At 71.9% G+C, this 21351-nt stretch carries 21 protein-coding genes; 13 read left to right on the plus strand and 8 right to left on the minus strand.

The features are described from left to right. The first annotated feature begins 224 nt into the window (after positions 1-224). Entirely contained in the window at positions 225-629 is a 405-nt protein-coding gene (locus R4Z63_RS09505; protein WP_052031221.1) for an aggregation-promoting factor C-terminal-like domain-containing protein, read from the plus strand. Positions 630-788: 159 nt separating this feature from the next. Here the strand turns inward: R4Z63_RS09505 and R4Z63_RS09510 are convergent, their stop codons facing one another. Beyond that, positions 789-1958: a steroid 3-ketoacyl-CoA thiolase gene (locus R4Z63_RS09510; protein WP_384456164.1), complete on the minus strand. Its 1170-nt coding sequence runs from the start codon at positions 1956-1958 to the stop codon at positions 789-791. Positions 1959-2200: 242 nt separating this feature from the next. On the opposite strand from R4Z63_RS09510, the gene R4Z63_RS09515 reads away from it, so the two are divergent. After that, positions 2201-3445, plus strand: coding sequence for a cytochrome P450 (locus R4Z63_RS09515; protein WP_037927452.1), 1245 nt, complete (start codon positions 2201-2203; stop codon positions 3443-3445). Positions 3446-3754: 309 nt separating this feature from the next. Here the strand turns inward: R4Z63_RS09515 and R4Z63_RS09520 are convergent, their stop codons facing one another. After that, positions 3755-5842, minus strand: coding sequence for a bifunctional glycosyltransferase 87/phosphatase PAP2 family protein (locus tag R4Z63_RS09520; protein ID WP_384455702.1), 2088 nt, complete (start codon positions 5840-5842; stop codon positions 3755-3757). Between the two features lie 326 nt (positions 5843-6168). Between R4Z63_RS09520 and R4Z63_RS09525 the strand changes: the two genes are divergently transcribed. Together R4Z63_RS09525 and R4Z63_RS09530 are read left to right on the plus strand one after the other, a co-directional pair. Beyond that, complete coding sequence (locus R4Z63_RS09525; RefSeq protein ID WP_037927455.1) at positions 6169-6474, plus strand: antibiotic biosynthesis monooxygenase family protein; 306 nt, start codon at positions 6169-6171, stop codon at positions 6472-6474. 346 nt (positions 6475-6820) lie between these two features. Next, positions 6821-7165, plus strand: coding sequence for an antibiotic biosynthesis monooxygenase family protein (locus R4Z63_RS09530; protein ID WP_384455705.1), 345 nt, complete (start codon positions 6821-6823; stop codon positions 7163-7165). A 197-nt stretch (positions 7166-7362) separates the two neighbouring features. On the opposite strand, the gene R4Z63_RS09535 is transcribed toward R4Z63_RS09530, so the two are convergent. Then, positions 7363-7758, minus strand: coding sequence for a nuclear transport factor 2 family protein (locus R4Z63_RS09535; RefSeq protein ID WP_037927737.1), 396 nt, complete (start codon positions 7756-7758; stop codon positions 7363-7365). A gap of 192 nt (positions 7759-7950) precedes the next feature. Between R4Z63_RS09535 and R4Z63_RS09540 the strand changes: the two genes are divergently transcribed. After that, positions 7951-8418: a GNAT family N-acetyltransferase gene (locus R4Z63_RS09540; RefSeq protein ID WP_384455708.1), complete on the plus strand. Its 468-nt coding sequence runs from the start codon at positions 7951-7953 to the stop codon at positions 8416-8418. Positions 8419-8434: 16 nt separating this feature from the next. On the opposite strand, the gene R4Z63_RS09545 is transcribed toward R4Z63_RS09540, so the two are convergent. Further along, complete coding sequence (locus R4Z63_RS09545; protein ID WP_384455711.1) at positions 8435-10504, minus strand: DHA2 family efflux MFS transporter permease subunit; 2070 nt, start codon at positions 10502-10504, stop codon at positions 8435-8437. A 224-nt stretch (positions 10505-10728) separates the two neighbouring features. On the opposite strand from R4Z63_RS09545, the gene R4Z63_RS09550 reads away from it, so the two are divergent. Beyond that, positions 10729-11610, plus strand: coding sequence for a peptidoglycan-binding domain-containing protein (locus tag R4Z63_RS09550; protein WP_052031222.1), 882 nt, complete (start codon positions 10729-10731; stop codon positions 11608-11610). 217 nt (positions 11611-11827) lie between these two features. Further along, positions 11828-12529 carry an HAD-IA family hydrolase gene (locus R4Z63_RS09555; RefSeq protein ID WP_384455716.1) on the plus strand — a complete coding sequence of 234 codons (702 nt, stop codon included), beginning with the start codon at positions 11828-11830 and terminating at the stop codon, positions 12527-12529. Positions 12530-12603: 74 nt separating this feature from the next. Here the strand turns inward: R4Z63_RS09555 and R4Z63_RS09560 are convergent, their stop codons facing one another. Beyond that, positions 12604-13125 (minus strand): DinB family protein, encoded by a 522-nt coding sequence (locus R4Z63_RS09560; RefSeq protein WP_384455737.1) that lies wholly within the window; start codon positions 13123-13125, stop codon positions 12604-12606. 245 nt (positions 13126-13370) lie between these two features. Further along, on the minus strand, positions 13371-13952 hold the full coding sequence (locus tag R4Z63_RS09565; RefSeq protein WP_384455719.1) for a TMEM165/GDT1 family protein: 582 nt from the start codon (positions 13950-13952) through the stop codon (positions 13371-13373). Between the two features lie 530 nt (positions 13953-14482). Here R4Z63_RS09565 and R4Z63_RS09570 point away from each other — a divergent pair. From R4Z63_RS09570 to R4Z63_RS09585, 4 genes are all read left to right on the plus strand, one after another. Continuing rightward, on the plus strand, positions 14483-15127 hold the full coding sequence (locus R4Z63_RS09570) for a GmrSD restriction endonuclease domain-containing protein (RefSeq protein WP_384455740.1): 645 nt from the start codon (positions 14483-14485) through the stop codon (positions 15125-15127). 182 nt (positions 15128-15309) lie between these two features. Continuing rightward, positions 15310-16968, plus strand: a complete 1659-nt coding sequence (locus R4Z63_RS09575) for an alkaline phosphatase D family protein (RefSeq protein WP_384455722.1) — start codon at positions 15310-15312, stop codon at positions 16966-16968. A 203-nt stretch (positions 16969-17171) separates the two neighbouring features. Next, entirely contained in the window at positions 17172-17813 is a 642-nt protein-coding gene (locus tag R4Z63_RS09580; RefSeq protein WP_384455725.1) for a DedA family protein, read from the plus strand. Between the two features lie 191 nt (positions 17814-18004). Further along, on the plus strand, positions 18005-18535 hold the full coding sequence (locus R4Z63_RS09585) for a hypothetical protein (RefSeq protein ID WP_384455728.1): 531 nt from the start codon (positions 18005-18007) through the stop codon (positions 18533-18535). Positions 18536-18555: 20 nt separating this feature from the next. Here the strand turns inward: R4Z63_RS09585 and R4Z63_RS09590 are convergent, their stop codons facing one another. Beyond that, complete coding sequence (locus R4Z63_RS09590; protein WP_037927469.1) at positions 18556-18780, minus strand: DUF2277 domain-containing protein; 225 nt, start codon at positions 18778-18780, stop codon at positions 18556-18558. Positions 18781-18796: 16 nt separating this feature from the next. Further along, positions 18797-19441 (minus strand): TRADD-N-associated membrane domain-containing protein, encoded by a 645-nt coding sequence (locus tag R4Z63_RS09595; RefSeq protein WP_384455731.1) that lies wholly within the window; start codon positions 19439-19441, stop codon positions 18797-18799. Between the two features lie 124 nt (positions 19442-19565). Between R4Z63_RS09595 and R4Z63_RS09600 the strand changes: the two genes are divergently transcribed. Next, entirely contained in the window at positions 19566-19640 is a 75-nt protein-coding gene (locus R4Z63_RS09600) for a 50S ribosomal protein bL37 (protein ID WP_099895366.1), read from the plus strand. Between the two features lie 232 nt (positions 19641-19872). Beyond that, positions 19873-21228, plus strand: a complete 1356-nt coding sequence (locus R4Z63_RS09605) for an acyltransferase family protein (RefSeq protein ID WP_384455734.1) — start codon at positions 19873-19875, stop codon at positions 21226-21228. Positions 21229-21351 lie beyond the last annotated feature (123 nt).

The raw sequence follows: 21351 nt of genomic DNA on the forward strand, positions 1-21351 counted from the left end.
ACTTTTCGTCAGGTTTGGGCGAGGCGTGGGGGGCCCAGGCGTACGAGGCGGGCTAGTAGGCGGGGCCTTTGCCAGGCCGTCGGGGCGTCGGTAGAACTGAACGTGTCGCAAGGCGGCAGGGGTGCTCCACCCCCCGCCGACGAACCCCTCTCCCCCGCGTGAGTGGCTCACGCACGCCTTCGGCGTGCGTGCGACCGCCCTTGTCCCCTTCGGAAGGTTCATCCGTGTCCCACACCGTCATCCGCCGCATCGCCGCCTCCAAGAAGACCCTCGTCGGTTCCGTGCTCGCCCTGGGCGTCGCCGGTTCCATGCTGGCCGCGGTTCCCGCCCAGGCCGCTCCGACGGGCGCCAAGGCGATCGCGCAGCAGATGATCAAGGACCCGGCGCAGTTCGCGGCCTTCGACAAGATCGTCTCGCACGAGAGCGGCTGGAACCACACCGCCACCAACGCCTCCTCCGGCGCGTACGGCCTGGTCCAGGCCCTGCCGGCCTCGAAGATGGCCTCCGCGGGCGCCGACTGGAAGACCAACCCGGCCACCCAGATCAAGTGGGGCCTGGACTACATGAACGAGCGCTACGGCAGCCCGGTCCAGGCCTGGAACTTCTGGCAGGCCAACCACTGGTACTAAGCCGCGGCCCGTCCGCAACAGCAGCGACGGCAGCGACAGCAGCAACAGGACGTTCGAAGGCCCCGGTGGCCGGCCTCCCCAGGTCCGGCCACCGGGGCCTTCCGCATCCCATCCCACGGGAGCGCAGGCGCCCTGCGCGCCGGGGCGCGCGGGGCGCGGTCAGAGGCGCTGGATGATCGTCCCGGTCGCGAGCGCACCGCCGGCGCACATGGTGATCAGGGCGAACTCCTTGTCGCGGCGCTCCAGTTCGTACAGGGCGGTCGTGATCAGGCGGGCGCCGGTGGCGCCGACGGGGTGGCCGAGGGCGATGCCGCCGCCGTTGACGTTGACCTTCTCCAGGTCCTGGTCGAAGACCTTGGCCCAGCTGAGGACGACGGAGGCGAAGGCCTCGTTGATCTCGACGAGGTCGATGTCCTTGAGCGACATCCCCGCCTTGCCGAGGACGGCCCGCGTCGCGTCGATCGGCCCGTCGAGGTGGTAATGGGGGTCGGCGCCGACGAGGGTCTGGGCGACGATCCGGGCGCGCGGCCTGAGCTTGAGGGCGCGGGCCATCTTGCGCGAGGCCCACATCACGGCGGCGGCGCCGTCGGATATCTGCGAGGAGTTTCCCGCGGTGTGCACGGCGGTGGGCATGACCGGCTTGAGCCGGGCCAGGGCCTCCATGCTGGTGTCGCGCAGACCCTCGTCCCGGTCGACCAGGCGCCACATGCCCTGGCCGGCGACCTGCTCCTCCTCCGTGGTCGGCACCTGCACGGCGAAGGTCTCACGCTTGAACCGCTCCTCCGCCCAGGCGGCGTTGGCCCGCTCCTGGGACAGCAGGCCGAGGCGGTCGACGTCCTCCCGGCCCAGGCCTCGGTTGCGGGCGATGCGTTCGGCGGCCTCGAACTGGTTGGGGAGGTCGACGTTCCACTCATCCGGGAAGGGCTTGCCCGGGCCGTGCTTGGATCCCGAACCCAGCGGCACTCGGCTCATGGCCTCGACCCCGCAGGCGATGCCGATGTCCAGAACACCGCCGGAGATCATGTTGGCGACCATATGGTTGGCCTGCTGCGAGCTGCCGCACTGGCAGTCCACGGTCGTCGCCGCGGTCTCGTAGGGCAGCCCCATGGCGAGCCAGGCATTGCGCGCGGGGTTCATGGACTGCTCGCCGGCGTGGGTGACGGTGCCGCCGACGATCTGCTCGACGCAGTCCGGCTGGATTCCGGTACGGGCGAGCAGCTCACGATAGGTCTCGCCGAGCAGGTAGGCGGGATGGAGATTGGCGAGCGCACCTCCGCGCTTGCCGATGGGGGTGCGTACGGCTTCGACGATGACGGGTTCCGCGGCCATGAGCTCGTCCTCTCCTGCACAGCGCCAGCGCGGCGGGCCGTCCCGGCGCCCCGCCCCGAACTAGTACGCGTTCTAGTTCTATCCGCAGTCTCGTGACGCGGAGCCCGGCACGCAAGGGTCTTGCACGTGCCCTGCACGGATTCCACACGCAACAGTTGACGCGCCGGCCCTTGTGACTTCTGGAACTCGTTACTACCTTCGAGGCCAACTTCTGATGGTCCGTCAGACTTTGGAGTTGCCCGATGTCCTGCCCCGCGCTCCCCGACGGCTTCGACGCCACCGACCCCGACCTCCTCCAGAGCCGGGTCCCCCACCCGGAGTTCGCACAGCTGCGACAGACCGCTCCCGTGTGGTGGTGCGCGCAACCCCGGGGGGTCACCGGCTTCGACGACGAGGGGTACTGGGCCGTGACCCGGCACGCGGACGTCAAATACGTCTCCACGCACCCCGAGTTGTTCTCCTCGACCACCAACACCGCGATCATCCGGTTCAACGAGCACATCGAGCGCGACGCGATCGACGCCCAGCGGCTGATCATGCTGAACATGGATCCGCCGGAGCACTCCCGCGTGCGCCAGATCGTGCAGCGCGGCTTCACCCCGCGCGCCATCCGCGGGCTGGAGGCGGCCCTGCGCGACCGGGCCCGGAAGATCGTCGAGGAGGCCGCCGCGGCAGCGGCCGACGGAAGCTTCGACTTCGTCACGCAGGTGGCGTGCGAACTCCCGCTGCAGGCCATCGCCGAACTGATCGGCGTGCCGCAGAAGGACCGCTCCAAGATCTTCGACTGGTCGAACAAGATGATCGCCTACGACGACCCGGAGTACGCGATCACGGCCGAGGTCGGCTCCAACGCCGCCATGGAACTCATCGGCTACGCGATGAACCTCTCGGCGCAGCGCAAGGAGTGCCCGGCGAACGACATCGTGACCCAGCTGGTGGCCGCCGAGGGCCAGGGCAACCTCGGCTCCGACGAGTTCGGCTTCTTCGTACTGCTGCTGGCTGTCGCGGGCAACGAGACCACGCGCAACGCCATCAGCCACGGCATGCACGCCTTCCTGACCCACCCCGAGCAGTGGGAGCTCTACAAGGCGGCCCGGCCGTCCACCGCCGCGGAGGAGATCGTCCGCTGGGCCACCCCTGTGGTGTCCTTCCAGCGCACTGCCACCCAGGACACCGAGCTCGGCGGCCAGAAGATCAAGGCGGGAGACCGGGTGGGGATGTTCTACTCCTCCGCCAACCACGACCCCGAGGTCTTCCGGGACCCGGACGTCTTCGACATCACCCGCGACCCGAACCCGCACCTGGGCTTCGGCGGTGGCGGTCCGCACTTCTGCCTCGGAAAGTCCCTGGCCGTCATGGAGATCGACCTGATCTTCAACGCCCTGGCCGACGCCCTGCCCGGACTGCGGCTGACCGGGGAGAACCCGCGCCGGCTGCGGGCCGCGTGGCTCAACGGCATCAAGGAGCTCCGGGTCAGCCACGGCTGACCCGGAGCCCGGGGCAGCGGCGGCGAGGTCCGCTCCGCCCGCCCGCGGCCCGGCCTCTGCCCCGGTCCCGACCCCGGTCCCGATCCCTGGCCCGGTCCCTGGCCCGGTCCCTGGCCCGGTCCCGGCCGTCCACCGGCTCCTGGCGTCCACCGGTCGCCGCGGACCGCCTTTCGAGTGGCGCCACCACCCGGACGGGGTGATCCTGACTCACAGCGGCGATCCAGCCGAAGGGGCGCCGGGGCGGCATGCGCCCCGGCGCCCCTTCGGCCTGCGCGGCCCGGGTCGCCCCGCCGCCGCCTGGGGGCACTCCTAGAGGCGCGGGCCTGCGACAGGCTCGGCCGCCGTCGCCGTCGCCGTCGCCGCCGGCACGGCAACCGCTGCGGCACGCTCCGGACCGTCCCCGCTCGGCTGCGCCGGGAGGTCCACGCGCAGGCTGCGAGGTCCGGACAGGACGTGGACGAGCCCGAAGCCGGCGGTCACGACGACCGCTCCGCCGGCCGCGTCCAGCACCCAGTGGTTGGCGGTGGCGACGATCGCGCACACCGTGATCAGCGGGTGCAGTGCCCCCAGCAGCTTCAGCCCGCCCTTCGGGGCCAGCATCACGATGACGATCCCGCACCACAGGGACCAGCCGAAGTGCAGCGAAGGCATCGCCGCGTACTGGTTGGAGATCGCGGTCATGGCCCCGTACGACGGGTTGGCGAGGTCCTGTGGGCCGTGCACGGTGTCGACGAAGCCGAGCCCGGGCATCAGGCGCGGCGGGGCGAGCGGGTAGAGCCAGAACCCGGCGAGGGCGAGGACGGTGGCCAGGCCCAGGGAGGCACGGGCCCAGCGGTAGTCGCCGGGGCGCCGCCAGTAGAGGACGGCCAGGATCGTCAGGGGGACCACGAAGTGGAAGGAGGTGTAGTAGAAGTTGAAGAAGGCCTCCAGCCAGGGCGTCGCCACCACGGCCTGGTTCACGGCGTGCTCGATGTCGAGCCCGAGCGCCCTCTCCATCCCGAGGATCTGGCGGCCGTTGCCCTCGGCGAGGGAGCGGCTGGTGGGCGCGGCCGCCCGGATGTGGGAGTAGAGCGAGTAGCCGACCCGTATCAGCAGGAGTTCCAACAGCAGGTTCGGGCGGGACAGCACCCGCCGCCAGAACGGCATCAGCGGCACGCGCGACCAGCGGGCCGCCGCCGGCCGGGCGTGGTCGGTCGGCACGGGGTCGCGCCAGTACGGGGACGAGCGGGGCAGGAACGGCACCGCGCAGGCCGCCGCCACCGCGGTGAGCAGCAGCACGTTGTCGCGTACGGGCGCCAGCACGGCCAGGTTCGGCAGCAGTACCGCGCTCGGCAGGGTCATGGCGAGGACCACGGCCACCGGCCACACCCGCCGGTCGGCGGCACGCTTGCCCACCTTGCCCGCGACGGCGAGGAGCACCCACAGCAGCTGGTGGCGCCAGCCGGTCGGGGACACGGCGACGGCCGCGCAGCCGGTGACGGCGACGGCGAGCAGCAGCTGGCCGTCGCGGGCATAGCGGACCGCGCGGCGCAGGCCGAACCAGACGATGGCGCCCGCGAGGACGGCGTAGAGCAGGACCTCTGCCGGTCCGCTCAGGCCCAGGCGCAGCAGCGCGCCGTGCACGGACTGGTTGGCGAGGCTTTCGGGCGAGCCGCCGAGCCCGGTGCCGCCCAGGTGGTGCACCCAGTACGTCCAGGAGTCGCGCGGCAGGGCCGCCCACGACAGGGCGGTGGCCGCGCCGAACGCCGCGGCGGCGGTCCGGGCGGCGGGGCGGCGTCCGGTCAGCCACAGCAGTGGGGCGAAGAGCAGCAGCGCCGGCTGGACCGCGGCGCCAACACCGACGAGGAGGCCGGCCGGCCGGCCGCCGGGCGCCCGGAAGACGGCGAGTAGCACCAGCAGGACGGGGACGACGGCGGTCCGGCCGGGCGAGGCGGCCTCGCGAACGGGCAGCGAGACCATCATCAGGGCCGTCAGGACGGGGGCGGCCAGCAGCGCGGTGCGACGCGGCACAGGGTCGGGCAGGCCGCGGGCGGCGACGAGGCCGATGGCGGCGACGCACAGCAGCGTCACGCAGGTCCATGCCACCTCCAGGGAGGGGGCAGCGAGTCCGGCGATCGGCCTGAGGACCAGCCCGGCGAAGGGAGTGCCGGCGAACTGTCCGGAGGCGTAGAGCGAGCCTCCGCCGCCGCCCGCGCCGCCGGAGGCCGGAAGGCTGCCGGGGAGGTGGAAGCCGCCCAGCCACTCGGCCGGTGGCACGCGCAGCACCGCGGCGGCCTGTCTGACGGCGAGGGCGCCGGCCAGCGCCCACAGCAGGAGCCGCGCCGCGCCGAGTCTGCTGCCGTCGCCTATGCCCCCGGCATGTCCGTTAGCTGTGCCGTGCTCCGCCGCGTTCGCCACGCCCCGCCGGCCTCCCGCCCCTGTTGACCGCAACCCCGACTTCGCCTGGCTGCCGCGCTCCCTTACCCGCACGACGATATCCCCCGCGGGATCCCCGGGACGGCTCGATGGGCATCGTGATGGCCCGCGAACGGCGCCACGGCCCTCGCGTACGGGCTCACCTGGCACGATCCCCGTCCCGGCCGGCCCGGCAGAGACCAGTGGTGCGCGAGAGGCCGGCCGGGCGGGCGGGGATCGCGGCGGATCCGGTGAAGGCTGGCGGCGTGCAGTGACGCGGTCGACTCCGGGGTCTGCCGCGTAGCGTGGGAACACAGGAGGTGAGGGTCATGACCGGACCGATACTGACCGAGGTCAGCGCGGTCGTCCCGGCTGGCCGCGAAGCGGACCTCGTCACGGCCTACCGTGAGCTCGTCGCCCGCCCGCTGCCCGACGGGCTGATCCGAACCGAGCTGCTGAGCGGGCCGGACGGGCGCTGGCGGATCCAGACGCTGTGGCGGGACCTCGCCGCCCTCGACGCCATGCGCGCGGCCCCCGAGGGTCCGGCAGCACCTCGACTCTTCCGTGACGTCGGCGCTGAACCCGAGCTTGGGCTGTTCGACGTCAGAGTCCGCTACACCGCCCCCGGCGCATAGCCGGTGGGGTTGTGCCCCGTGCCAGCAGCGGGGTCAGAGATCGACGATTCGAGGGGAGCCGCGCACCGGCAGGGGCGCGGCGGCAAGAGGCGCGGCCGCGAGGGGCGCGGCGGCGAGGGGCGCCCCGACAGCGGACCGGTCGGGCTCACCCCCCCCTTGCGGCCGTTCCGCCCCTCGGGCCGTTCCACGCTCTCGGACCGACGACCGGCAGGCGTCGATCCCGCCGCGCCACGGGGGTGGCCGGCGCACCGTCCTCACGGTGCTTTGACCGGGGGATGTAGGAGACTGCACGCACGTGATCAAGGCCGGGTGCAGTGCCCGGCCTGTGTTTCCCGAGAGGTGTCATGTGCCCAGCATCGTGAAGATCAACGTGCTGACGGTTCCCGCCGAGCAGCGGGAGGTCCTGGAGCGGCGCTTCGCGTCGCGGGCCGGGGCGGTGGAGGGTTCGGACGGGTTCGAGTGGTTCGAGCTGCTGCGCCCCGTCGAGGGCACCGAACAGTACCTCGTCTACACGCGGTGGCGTTCGGAGGAGGACTTCCAGGCCTGGATGGAGGGGCCGATGAAGGCTGCTCACCAGGGCGGCGCCGGGGCGGGCGGACCGGCCGGTGCGGAGCGTCCGGCACCGGCGGCTTCGGCTTCGACGGTGTGGTCGTTCGAAGTCGTGCAGCAGGCGGGGCCGAAGCAGGCCTGACGCCTACCGGCCGGGCGCCTGGAGCGCGTGCGGGCGCCCGTACCCCACGCTCCGCCGCCCCGGGCGGATGCTGCCGAGCGGTCCCCCCGACGGTCTTACCGGGCGTCTTCCCGGGCGGGCGGGCCATCGGGGACGGCCGCACAGGTCGGGCGGGGCGGGGTCGGGACCGGGGGAGCGGGGTCGGAGTCGGAGTCGCGTCAGCTCCAGAAGGTGTCCTCCTCGTCGATGTCCGCGGTGCACTGGTCGATGTCGGTGATCTTGTGACCGACGATCGTGAAGAAGAGGCCTTGGCGGATCTCGATGCCCCGGTCACCGCGGTCGCCGCGCGCCGTGTGGAAGCTCATCACGTGTCCGCGCCCGTCCGCGAGCACCGACTCCAGGTGAACCTGGAAGGTGCCCATGGTCTCCTCGCCGAGACGGCGGTAGAAGTCGAGGACGTGCTCCCGGCCCTTGTGGTGTCCGGACATGGGGTTGCTGCCCGGCACGTGGTGGATGACGTCGGCGGTCATGAGCGCGCCCAACGCCTCCATGTCGCCCTTGCCGAAGGCCTCGTAGCCGCGGCGGATCAGGGCACAGTCCGCATGCTCTGCCATGGCGTTCACACCCTCCAGGGAGGCAGAATGTCGTTTTTCCTATCATCAGCCTGCCGTTGTGGATATTCCACGCGGGAGATCGCACCCCGACTCCACAATGACGCCATGACCACGCACAGCGAACCCCGCCCGCCGACACCGGCCCCTTCCACCTCCCCTTCCCCTTGCCCTCCCTCTTCCCCGTCGTGGACCGTGTGCCCCGAACCGTTCACGACGGTCGACGCCACCCGGCTGCGCCGCGCCTACTACGCCGAAGTAGCCGGCCGGTATTGGAAACGCGGGGTCACCGAGGCGGAGATCGACCAAGGACTGCTGGACTTCCCGGACGACGGGCTGGCGCCGCCGACAGGACAGTTCGTCGTCGGTCGCCTGGGAGGCGAGGCGCTCGCGTGCGGCGGCGTCCGGATGCTCGACGCGATGACCGCCGAGCTCACCAGGGTGTACGTCGACCGGCGCGCCCGTGGGACGGGCGGCGGGGCGGCCCTGCTCCGGGCCCTGGAGGCGCAGAGCCGTGCGCTGGGCGCCGAGCGGATCCGGCTGGACACCCGGTCGGATCTCGTGGAGGCACGCGCCTTGTACGCGCGTCATGGCTATACCGAGATACCCGCGTACAACTCCGGCCCGTATGCGGAGCACTGGTTCGAAAAAATCCTGGGCTGATCGCGGCCGGGACGACTCAGGGCGCGGCGTGGTCGCGGCGCGGCTCGGCGTCGTAGGGCTCCTCGGAGTCCGATCCGCACAGCTCCGTGTTGATCTCCTCAACCAGCTTGACCAGGTCGGTCGGGCGGTCGGGGCCCCACCAGTCGCCGAGCAGTTCGGCGAGGGACTCCTGCCGTGCCGCGCTGAGTTTCGCGGCGGCCTCGCTGCCCTGCTCGGTCAGCACCAGCGGCAGCCCTTCGCGGACGGCGAGCCCGCGCTCCTCGACCTGGCGGGCGGCATCGGTGATCACCTTCACCGGCACGTTGACCCGCTCGGCGAGCAGTGCAGGTTCCGCCGAGCCGTACTTGTTGATGCGCAGCAGCAGCCAGCTGGAGGCGGGCAGCAGGTCGTAGCCGGCCTTCTCGGTGATCTTCTCGTAGACGTGGCGCCGGCCCTCTCGGGTGCCGAGGACGGACAGCGCGCGGGCGACCTCGTCGCGGGAGGAGCGCTGGACCGGGTTGGAGGCCAGGGTCTCGGTCACGTCGGGTGCGGTGACGGAGGCGCGGAGCTTGTCCTCTCTCAGGAAGCAGGCGAGGACGAAGGCGACCAGGACGACAGGGACGGCGTAGAGGAAGACGTCGGTGATGGAGGTGGCGTAGGCGTCGAGCACGCGGGGTCGGAGGCTCGCCGGGAGTGCGCCGATGGCCCGGGGGTCCGCCTCCAGCTGGGGGATGCCGGCGTCGGCAGGCAGGGTGACGCCGGCCAGGGAGGCGGCCAGTTTGTCGTCCAGCTGGTTGGTGAAGACCGTGCCGAAGATCGCGACGCCGAAGGAGGCTCCGATGGAGCGGAAGAAGGTGGCACCCGAGGTGGCGACGCCCAGGTCGGCGTAGCTGACGGCGTTCTGCACCACGAGGACGAGGACCTGCATGACCAGGCCGAGTCCGGCGCCGAAGACGAAGAAGTAGACGCTCATCTCCCAGGTGGAGCTGGTGCGCTGGAGCTGGTGGAGGAGGAGAAGTCCGAGGGCGGTGACGGCGGTGCCGGCGATCGGGAAGACCTTCCAGCGGCCGGTCCGGCTGACGATCTGGCCGGAGGCGGTCGAGGAGATCAGCATGCCGATGACCATCGGCAGCATGTGGACGCCGGACATGGTCGGTGAGACGCCCTGGACGATCTGCAGGAAGGTCGGCAGGTAAACCATCGCGCCGAACATCGCGAAGCCGACGACGAAGCTGATCGCCGAGCAGAGGGCGAAGGTGCGGATGCGGAAGAGCTTCAGCGGCAGGACGGGTTCGGCGGCCTTGCGCTCGACGAGGAGGAAGGCGACGAGCAGCAGGGCGCCCAGGACGGCGACACCGATGATGCGGGCCGAGCCCCAGCCCCAGGTGGCGCCGAGCGAGGCGACGAGGACGAGGCAGGTGGCGACACACGCGATGAGGAAGGTGCCGAGGTAGTCGATGGTGTGCTTGGCCCTGCTCGCCGGGATGTGGAGGGCGGCGGCGATGACGACGAGGGCGACGAGACCGATGGGGAGGTTGATGTAGAAGACCCAGCGCCAGGAGAGGTTGTCGACGAACAGGCCGCCCAGCAGGGGGCCCAGCACGCTGGTCGCGCCGAAGACGCCGCCGAAGAGGCCCTGGTACCGGCCTCGTTCGCGGGGCGGGACGATGTCGCCCACGATGGCCATCGACAGCACGATCAGTCCGCCGCCGCCCAGGCCCTGGAGGGCACGGAAACCGATGAGCTGGGGCATGTCCTGGGCCAGGCCGCACAGGGCCGACCCGATCAGGAAGAGGACGATGGCGTACTGGAAGAGCTTCTTGCGCCCGTACTGGTCGCCGAGCTTGCCCCACAGGGGTGTGGCGGCGGTGGCGGCGAGCATGTAGGCGGTGACGACCCAGGACAGGTGGGCCATGCCACCGAGGTCGCTGACGATGGTCGGCAGGGCTGTGGAGACGATGGTCTGGTCGAGCGCCGCGATCAGAAGACCCAGGAGCAGGGCGCCGATGGGTACGAGGACCTCCCGGGCGCTGTGCTCGCCGGCGGGGGCGGCCTGGTGCGGGCCGGGAACGGGGTCCGCGGCGCCTTTGGTCGCATCCTGAGCCATCGATTCCTCCTCCGGCCGGATCAACATTTCCATCCTGAGCGGTGTGTCCGGTTATGGCCTCTCGGGCGGTTGGGAGGGTCGCGGCGGGTCTGCATAATCGCAGGCAATGGCCAGGGAGGGAGTCCCCAGTGAACGGTGAGCACTGTCCGAATTGCGACGCTGCTGGCGCCGCCTGCGGGTGTGCACCGGGTGGGGGTTTCAACCCTCTGCGCATCCGTCCGTACGTGACGCTGTCCGATCCGGGCGAGCTTCCCGCCGAGGCTGCGCCGCCGTCCCCGCAGCGCGTGTCCGGCGTGGTGGGCCCCTCGGCGGCTCCTCCGCCGCAGTCGTCCGCGCCCGCGCCGCCGACGCGCTCGGAGGACGACACCCCGGCGTACGGCATACCCGTGGCGCCGGGGGGCGGGCCATGGCAGGAGGGCCCCTGGCAGGCCGGACAGGAGGCCGCACCGCATCCGGCGGAGACGGTCAGGCTCCGCGCGATCAAGGCGCCCTCTCCCGCAACCGGCGGAGGAGGGGGCGGGGGCCCGGAGGATCGTTCCGGCTCCGGTTCCCGCCGTCGACCGCTGGCACTGCTGGTCGCAGCCGCGGCGACGGTGGCCCTCGGTGGCACGGCCGTGGCGGTGTTGGTGCTGCCCGCTTCCCCGGACAGCGAGACGACCCTGCTGGACGCGAAAGCCGCGGCGCCTGCGGTGAGCGCGCCTTCGGTCGCACCGACCGGCAGCCCGAGCCTCGACAGTGCGTCCCCGTCGGTGTCCGCGTCGCCGAGTGCCTCGAAGTCGGCATCCCCGTCCGCGTCCCCGTCGCCGTCCGCGTCCCGTTCCGCCTCCTCAGCGCCCCCGTCGCCGAGCGCATCGCCCCGCACGAGCCGTTCCGCCAGCACGCCCCCGCCCACCCAGGCGCCGATCCTGCGCTACGGGGATTCGGGGCCGGAGGTGGAGAAGCTCCAGCGGCTGCTGGCGGCGGAAGGCCTCTACCGGGGCAGGTTCCACGGAAGGTTCGACTCGAAGGTCGAGGACGCGCTGTCGATGTTCCAGTACTACAACGGGATCGACCACCAGGAGTGGGGCGTCTACGGGCCCCTCACCCGCAAGGCGCTGGAGGGATAGGCGGGAAGTACGGCAGAGCGAGCGGGTCGGGGCCGGGTCGGATTGGGTCGGGTCGGGTCGGGTCGGGTCGGGTCGGGCGACAGGGGTCACACGCCCGCGAGTGGCGCAGACCGCCCCGCGTTTTGTATCGTGATGGAACAAAGTGGTTCCGTCCTCACTCCCTGACCGGTGGACGGAACCACTTGTTCTCTTTTCCCGCCCGTCTGGAGCCCCGTCGATGCCGGCCAGCACCACCACCACACCCGTAACCCTCACCGCCAGGGCCCTGCTCCTCGACATGGACGGCACGATCGTCAACTCCGACGCGGTGGTCGAACGCTGCTGGCGCGATTGGGCCCTCTCCCACGGGCTGGACCCGCAGGAAGCCCTCAAGGTGGTCCACGGCCGCCAGGGCTACGCCACCATGGCCGTGCTCCTGCCGGACCGCCCCATGGAGATCAACCTCGCCGAGAACGCGGAGATGCTGGCGCGCGAGACGGCCGACACCGACGGCGTGGTCCCGGTCCCGGGCGCGCCGGCCTTCATGGCCTCGCTCGCCGGCCTGCCGCACGCCCTGGTCACGTCCGCCGACGCCGCACTCGCCACCGCCCGGATGACGGCCGCCGCGCTCCCGATGCCCGAGGTACGGGTCACGGCCGAGTCCGTCGGAGCCAGCAAGCCGGACCCCGAAGGCTTCCTCAAGGGCGCCGCCGCGCTGGGAGTGGACCCGGCGGAGTGCATCGTCTTCGAGGACTCGGCCGCGGGCATCGCCGCGGGCCGGGCGGCGGGCATGCGGGTGATCGGCGTGGGTCCCCGCGCCGCCGCACACGGCCCGACCGTGCACGTCCCGGACCTGACGTCCCTCACCGTCAGCGCCGACCCCGACGGCTCCGTCCGCGTCACGCTGCGGCCCGAGCACCAGGACACGCCCGCACGGTAGCGGCGCGACACCCGCACGGCTCCGGCCCGGGCTGCCCGGGCCCTGATCCGGGTCCGGGCCCCGGCCCCGGCGACCTACTGGCCCACGCGCCCGTCGATGCGCTCTCGCAGGAAGTCCGCGTGGCCGTTGTGGCGGGCGTACTCCTCGATCATGTGGACCAGCACCTCACGGAGTTCCATCGGCTCACCGCCGCAGTCGCCCGTGACGGCCAGGCCGGGTGCCTGCGCGACGAACCCTTCGGCGAAGGCGACTTCGGCCCGCCACGTCGCCCATGCGTCGGCGACCACCTCCGGGTCGGCTACCGCGCCCGTGAACTCCCCGGCGGGCTCCTCCTCCGAGCGGTAGTGCCGGCGTACGTCCTGCCCCGCCATGACCTGCCGGAACCAGTACTGCTCGACGCCCGCGAGATGGCGTACGAGGCCCAGCAGGGAGAGGTCGGAGGGCTCCACGGAGCGCCGCGCGAGGGCCTCGGCATCGAGCCCCGCACACTTGAGCTCCAGCGTCAGCCGCTGGTCGGTGAGGTAGCCGATGAGGACGTCCCGCTCGCCCCGGAAGCCGCCGTCGGCGCGCGGGTCCGCGTCCGGGTCGACGAACATGTTGGACCAGCCGAAGCGGCGGTGCGGGGCGGGCACGGGGCCACGGCCGGTGTCAGCGTCGGGGCCGGTGTCTGCGGAGGGGCCGGCGTCGGCGGAGGGGCCGGGGCAGGTGGAAGAGCCGGGGCCGGTGGAGGAGGTCGAGTCGATCACGCGCAGAGCGTGCCGCCCGCACGCACCGTCCGCAACGGAGTTTCCACCGCGGGCGCCCGCACCGCCCCGTGGCCCCCCTACCCCTCCCGGTCCGTTCAGCCCGCGATCGCCTCGTACAGCGAGAACACGGCGAGCGCCGCCATCACGGCAGCGGCGATCTTGGTGATGAGCCGCAGCGGAACGTATTTCATGAGGGTGCGGCCGCCGAGGATGCCGACGCCCGCAACCGCCCACAGCGCCAGCACGGCGCCGATGCCGACGGAGACGGGGTCGTCGTAGCGCGCTGCCAGGTTGGCGGTCATGATCTGGGTCAGATCGCCGAACTCCGCCACCAGGATGAGCATGAAGCCGGCCCCGGAGACCTTCCAGAAGGACTGGTCGGCGGGCTGCTTGATCTCCTCGTCCCCGTCGTCCTTCTTCAGGAGCAGCATGGCCGCGCCGAGGAGGAAGAGGATGCCGACGACGGCTTGGACGAGTCGGTGCGGAAGCAGGGTGAGCACGCTGCCCGCGGCGATGGCGAGGGCGACGTGTACGGCGAAGGCGGCGGCGACACCAGCGAAGACGTAGGAGGCGCGGTAGCGCGTGCCGAGCATCAGCCCTGCCAGGGCCGTCTTGTCGGGGAGTTCGGCGAGGAAGACGACGCCGAAGGCGATCGCCGTGACGGTGAAGCTGAACACGGAGGCGGAACCTCAATCGGTCGGGCAGGACGCCATCGGTACCGAGAGACCTGGGGTGTGTCAGGGGTCGCTTCGGCTCGGCGGCGCCCTGGTGTGCGCGTGCGCGTGCGAAACGCGCCCACGACGGGACAGGACACTGCGGCCGAAGGTCTCGCTGGCCGGCCGCTGGTGCGCGACCTGCCTCCGGGCGCCGGCTGGGTGACCCAGCAGTATGTCGACGGTCCGGCGAAGAGCTACTCCCCTTCTGCTCCCGACAGAGTACGCGATGCCGACGCCCGGCTGGAATGGGCCTTTCGTCCCGCCATGCCCCGCCCTGCCCGTGCCGCGCTCCGGCCTGGACGGTCGGACATCGGCGGAACCTCAATTGCCATTTAAATCCGGGGCCTTGCATGGCTTGATGTGACGTGTTCATGTCGCCACGCTGTCACCTGGCGCCCATCCCCTCGCAACCCGATGGCGCCAGCATGGCCACGCCCCGCCGGGGCGAATCGGCCTGACCCCCCGCACCCTGGGAGCCCCTCATGGCACTCATGCCCAACATCTACGCGCGTCGAATTGGCGTGCTCGCGTCAGCAGCCACGCTGGCGGCGCTCACCTCCCTCCTCAACGCCCCGACCGCCCAGGCCGCCCCGCCCACGCCCATGAGCGCGTCGGCCGCCCGCGCCTACCTGGCCACGGTCACCCCCAGGGCGGAGGGATCCACCAGCGGGTACAGCCGCTCCCTCTTCCCCCACTGGAGTACCGTCTCCGGCACCTGCAACACCCGCGAGACCGTGCTCAAGCGGGACGGGGTGAACGTCGTCCAGAACTCCTCCTGCGCCGCCGTCAGCGGAAGCTGGTACTCGGAGTACGACGGCGCCACGTGGACGGCCGCCTCCGACGTCGACATCGACCACGTCGTCCCGCTGGCCGAGGCCTGGCGCTCCGGCGCCTCCTCCTGGACGACGTCCAAGCGCCAACAGTTCGCCAACGACCTCACCCGCCCGCAGCTCATCGCGGTCACCGACAACGTCAACCAGGCCAAGGGCGACCTCGACCCCGGCAAGTGGCTGCCGCCCAGGACGGCCTACCGCTGCACCTACGCGCGGATGTGGGTCAACGTGAAGCAGTACTGGGGCCTGAGCATGGACTCGGGCGAGAAGACGGCCCTGGTCAACGTCCTCAACGGCTGCTGACCGGCGGCTGACCCACGCCCACTCGCCTCTCGGCTGGAACACCGTCGGACCGCCGGTCGGCCGCCGGCGGTGCCCGCCGGGCCGCCGGGCCGCCGGCCCCGCCTTTCCCCCGTCAGGGGGAGGCGTGGCTCCCCTTCCCCGTCGTACCGTGATCGAAGGGGCTACGGAGGAGGGGGAGTCGCATGGCCGGGTTGCGTCTGGGGCCGCTGCTGCGCCACGTCGACTGGGAAACGGGCGGATCGGCCACCGTATGGGTCGAGACGGACCGCCCGTGCACGGCCGAAGTGCGCTGCGCGGGCGGGGCCGGCGGGAGCACGCGGACCTTCCAGATAGCCGGGCACCACTACGCGCTGGTGCCGGTGACCGGCCTGACCCCGGGCTCCACGTCGCCGTACGAGGTACGGCTCGACGGCCGGCAGGTGTGGCCGCTGCCCGGCAGCGGCTTCCCGCCGAGCACGATCACCACTCCGGCCGCGCCCGGACCCGGCAGGCCCGCGCCCGGGCTGCGCGTCACCTTCGGCTCCTGCCGGCAGGCCGCCCCGCCCGCCGGCCGGCGCGGTCCACACGGCACGGACGCCCTGGACGCCCTCGCAGCGAGGCTGGCCGCCGACCCGGCCGCGGAGCGCCCGGACCTCCTGCTCCTGCTGGGCGACCAGGTGTACGCCGATGCCCTGTCGCGGGAGACCCGGAAGTGGCTCGCCGCCCGCCGGGACCTGCGGGAGGCACCCGGCGCCCAGGTCGCGGACTACGAGGAGTACACCCGGCTCTACTACGAGTCGTGGCGCGACCCGGAGATCCGCTGGCTGCTGTCAACCGTGCCGAGCCTGCACATGTTCGACGACCACGACGTCATCGACGACTGGAACACGAGCGCGGCATGGCTCGCGGAGATGCGGGCGACCCCGTGGTGGCGGGAGCGGGTGCTGAGCGGCCTGATGTCGTACTGGGTGTACCAGCACCTGGGCAATCTCTCGGTTGCCGAGCTCGCGGCGGACGAACTGTACGAGGCGGTCCGCGAGGACCCCGACGGCACGGACGCGCTGCGGGCCTTCGCGTCCGCGGCGGACGCCGATCCGGCCGCGGTGCGCTGGAGCTACCGGCGAGACTTTGGGCGGACCCGGCTGCTGATGGTGGACACGCGGACCGCTCGGGTGTTGGCCGAGGGCGGGCGGGCGATGCTCCATCCGGCGGAGCAGCAGTGGCTCCGGGAGAACGCCCTCGCCGGGCTCGGGGGCTACGACCACCTGCTGATCGGGTCCTCACTGCCCTGGCTGATGCCACCGCTGGTCCATGACGCGGAGACGTGGAATGCGGCCCTGTGCCGCGGGGAGCGCGGTCCGCGGTGGGCCCGGATCGGCGAGGATCTGCGGCGGCGCAGCGACCTGGAGCACTGGGCAGCCTTCCCGGCATCGTTCGCGGCACTGACCGATCTGATCGAGGAGGTGGGGACGGGGCCCCGGGCGCCGGCGACGGTGTGCGTGCTGTCGGGGGACGTGCACCACGCGTATGTGGCCGAGCCTCACATACCCAGTACGGCGCGGGTGTTCCAGCTGACGTGCTCGCCGGTTCACAACTCCATCCACACCCTGGTCAAGTGGGGGTTCCGGCTGGGCTGGTCGCGGACCGGCCGGTGGCTGGGGCGCGGTTTCTCCCTGCACGGGCGCACGGGACGGCCGCCGCTGAACTGGCGGCGTACGGGGGGTCCCTGGTTCGGGAACCAGCTGATGACGCTGGCACTGTCTGGGCGGACGGCGCGGCTACGGCTGGACCAGGCGCGCAAGAAGCGTGCGGGGGCCCACTTGGTGACGGTGCTGGACCGGGAGCTTACGGCGGTCGAGTAGGCGGTCCGGGCGGGCACAACGTCGGCGGGCCGGAGGGGCGGGGGTCGACGGGGTCGACGCGGCCGTGGTGGGGGATCCGCCCCGGGCCGCCGGGGCGGGAATGCCGGGCGTACGCTGTATGGCTGTCAGCCGCCCCTGCCGCTCCCCCGCGACGTCGCGGCGCTTCATGCCGCAGCACGTCAACCGGACTGGGGAGTCCCGCTGTGTTTGAGACTCTGGGGTCGCTGACCACGAGCCCATGGATCTACGCCCTGGTGGCGCTGTCCATCCTGCTCGACGTCTTCCTTCCGGTGCTGCCGAGCGGGGTCCTGGTGATCACCGCCGCGGCGGCAGCGGCCGCCGCCGGGGCGGCCGGGCCGGTGCAGGTCCCGGGGCCCGAGCAGGTGCCGGACATCCTGTTGCTGCTCGTGATCGCGACAACAGCATCGGTGCTGGGTGACATGGCCGCCTACCGTTTGGGCCGGCGCGGCGGGCCCCGGCTGGACCGGGCCATCGCCCGCTCGCGCCGTCTGACGCGCGCCCAGGAGCGCCTGGGCGCGGCACTCACCCGCGGTGGCGGCGCCCTCGTGGTGATCGCCCGTTTCGCCCCCGCGGGGCGTTCGGTGGTGTCGCTCGGCGCGGGCAAGACCCAGCGCAGGGTCGCGGAGTTCCTGCCCTGGTCGGTCCTGGCGGGCATGGCATGGGCCGGCTACAGCGTGGCCCTCGGCTATTTCGGTACCCAGTGGCTGGGCACCCAGTGGCTCGGCACCGCTGTCTCGATCGTGGCGCTGTTCGCCGCGGGCGCCCTCGCGGCGTTCCTGGTACGCCGCCCGCCCTCGGCTCCGGGCGCGACCCCCGCGGCGTAGGGCGGGCACCGGTCCCGGGCACCGGTCTCGGGCGGCGGGCTCCCCCGGGCGGAGCAGTGGCTCACCCGTTCACCCGGCCCCGATCGCCGCCCGCGGGGCTGGCTCCTAGCGTCCGGAGAACGGTGCGGACCGAATCCGCGTCACATCCGTGGCCTGGCCGCGCCGTTTCGAGGAGCCGAGGAGTTGTCTCCATGCCCGCCATGCCGCTCGCCCAGTCGCCGGCCATCGCCCACCGTTCACGGTCCGCCGCTCCGCGCCGTCTGATCACCGCCGCGGCCGCCGCCGTCCTCATCGCCGCCGCCACCCCTGTCACGCTCGCGCACGCCGCTCCCTCCGCCAGCGTCTCCCCCACCACGGTCGCCCCGGGCGGCCGGGTCGCCCTGAACATCGCCGGGTGCGGGACCAAGGTCGCCAGGGTCACGTCGACCGCGTTCAGCGAGGTGCGGCTGACTCCCGGCAACCTCGAGGCCAGCAACCTCTTCGGCAGCGCCACGGTATTCTCCAACGCCAACCCCGGCGCCCACCCGGTCCGGTTCGAGTGCGGCGGCCCGGGCGGCCAGAGCGTCACCGTCTCCCTCCAGGTCACCCCGGGTGCCGCGCGCGGCGGAACGGGCGGCAGCGTCGGCTCGATGAGCACGGCCCAGGTCGCCGTCGGCGCCACGCTCGCCACCGGCGCCCTGATCGGCGGTGTGTGGGTCCTGCGCCGCCGCGCGGCCTCGTAGGACACACACCCGGACCGGGATCACCCGGGTGCGGTCTGCCCCCGTACGTGCACCCCGTCGAGCAGGGCCGCGGTGGCTTCGGCGACGGCGTCCACCGCCGCGTCGAAGACCTCGCGGTTGTGCGCGGCGGGCACCCGGAACCCGGACACCTTCCGTACGTACTGCAGGGCGGCGGCCCGGATCTCCTCCTCGGTCGCCTTCTCGGGGATGGCGGGCGGACGCAGGGTCTTGATCGATCGGCACATGTTTCCACTATCCCGCTCACCGGGGCAGTTCGGCCCCAGAAAGCTTCATGATGAGGCCTGCCTGGAGGCGGGCTTTCAGCTCCGGGTCGTCGACGGTCCCCAGCAGCCCGATGGCCTGCTGGGTCGTCGCGGCGGCCCGGCGGTCGTCGCGCAGCGCGACCGTCTGGTCGGCCATGTGTTGCAGTGCGATGTCGGCCCGCCGGTGGAAGAGCTGCCCGATCAGGGTCGTGACCAGGCCCGTCGCACTGGTGACGATGCCGAGGTACAGCTCGCCGCCGGCTTCGGCCTTCCGGACGGCGAGCCCGATACCGAGGAGCAGGATGGCGGCCCCCGCGCCGGCGAACCGCTGGCTCGTCCCGAAGCTGCTGCGCGCCTGAGTGAGCCCGTAGGCGTAGTACTCCACGAGGATCGGGGTGAAGTCGTCTCGCCGGTCGCCGAGTTGCACCTGCGGGTCCGGGGCCCGAATGCCGCCGACGTCCTCGAACTTCCGGGGGCCCGGTACGGCGGCGGTGGGTTCGGCGAGGTGCGCGAGCAACCGCTCCCGCTCCTCGTTCCGCTTCCGTTCGAAGGCTCCGCCGAGGGAACGCTCCGTGACCACCACTACCAGCACGGCCGCGACCACTGCCGCGGCCGGCGCACCCCATGCGAGCCAGTCGCCCATCCCCCGACGATCCCACGCACCGCGGCGACGGCCAAGGGCGCGCGCGGATGCTGATGCGGCCGTCCCGGACGGCGCCTAGACTGGCGGCGTCGTGAAGGTCACCGAGAGTAGGGAGACTGTCACCATGGCCAAGCGAGGCAACAAGAAGCGGGCCCGCAAGAAGAAGAAGGCGAACCACGGCAAGCGTCCCAACGCCTGAGCCGACCCCAAGACCCTCGACCCACCGGGCCGGGGGTCTTCGCATGCCATGTGCGTGCATCGTGATCGTCGGTGATGTCGGCCACGACGTCACCCGCCCGGCCCGGGGCCTGTGCGAACTGCATGCACAGCGACCAAGGCATCCTGCGGCATGACGCCCGGGTCGAGCCGCTGGCCGCGGCCGGTTCGTGGACGACGGGTGGCCCGCCGAGGCATCAGATATCGTCCCTGCGGTGAAGCTCATACCCAAACTCACCCGGCGGATGTCAGACGCGTCCGATGCGCCACGGGCACCCACGCCGGGTGCCCGGCTCGGCTGGCTGGACGCATTGCGCGGCATCGCCGCGCTGATCGTGGCACTGCACCACTTCGACGTGCTGAGGATGCTGCCCTTCGGTGGTGCTGTCTGGCGGAACTTCGACATGGGCCTGTTCGGCGTCATGCTCTTCTTCATCGTCAGCGGCTACATCATCCCCGCCTCGCTGGAGCGGCGGGGGGACGTCCGGGCCTTCTGGATCGGCCGGATTTTCCGCATCTACCCGGCGCTGATCGCCGCGTTCGTCCTGTCGATGATGATGCTGCCGGACGGGGACGGGTCGGTCGCGCTGCTGCGCACGGGAGACGACCTGGCCTCGCTGGTGGCGAACGGCCTGATGCTCCAGGACCTGCTCGGCGTGATCAATGGCATGAACGTCACCTGGACGCTCTGTTACGAGATGGTCTTCTACTTCCTCGTCACCGCCCTGTTCACCCGTGGTCTGCACCGGCACAGCGGGCCGATCGCCGTGGGCCTGGCCGGCGTGGCGCTGCTGGCAGGTACGGCCGTCGGCACCCAGCTCCTGAACACGGAACTCGGCTCGACCCGCAAGCTCCTGCTGATCGTGACGCCCATCGTGCTCCTAGGCCTTGCCGGTGTACTCAGCGGAAACCGCCGGCTGAGCGGGGTGGGCGCCTTGCTACTCGGCGGCATCGGACTGGTTCTGGTCACGCTCAACAGCCGAGCCCCCGCCTTCGAGACCTGGATGATCTTCGCCACGATGTTCGCCGGTACGGTCGTCTACCGGGCGCAGCACGGACAGCTCGCCCGGGTACCGGCCCTGCTCGCCTGCGGGTTCGTCGTCGTCGCGGGCGTCCTGGTCGGCCGGCTCTACAACCACGGCAGGGTCCTCGACCTGACCTGGTCCTCCGGTTGGAAGGCCTGGTCGGTCGCCTACCTCACGGCTTGGGCGCTCTTCGGTGTCGGCTTCCTCCTGCGGGCCCGCCGCTTCCCGAAGGTGCTGACCTGGCTCGGTGCGATCAGTTTCTCCGTGTACCTGCTGCACATCCCGCTGCTGCGCACCATCGAACCGCTGCTGGGCGTTCCACCGCAGCCGTCCTCGACCTTCGGCAAGATCGCCTGGACTGCGATCTTCCTCGGTGTCGTGGTGGCCGTCAGCCATCTGATGTACCGCCTGGTCGAGATGCCGATGCAGCGCCTGGGCCGCCGCGTACAGAAGGCGGCGGACCGCCGCTGGCCACCCATCGAACCCGCCGCACCTGCGGCTCCTGCCGAGGCCGACGCGACCCCGTTCAGCCTGTCCCGGAGCTGATCAGGACAGCAGCCCTGCGAAGACCGTCGCCCTGACCAACAGGCCGGCTGGACGAGGTACCACCGGTTCTGCCGCGAGCAGGCGATCTTGTTCGCGATGCCGGGCATCGGTGGCGTTCGGGCT

This window comes from Streptomyces sp. PL-29, from assembly GCF_058344425.1.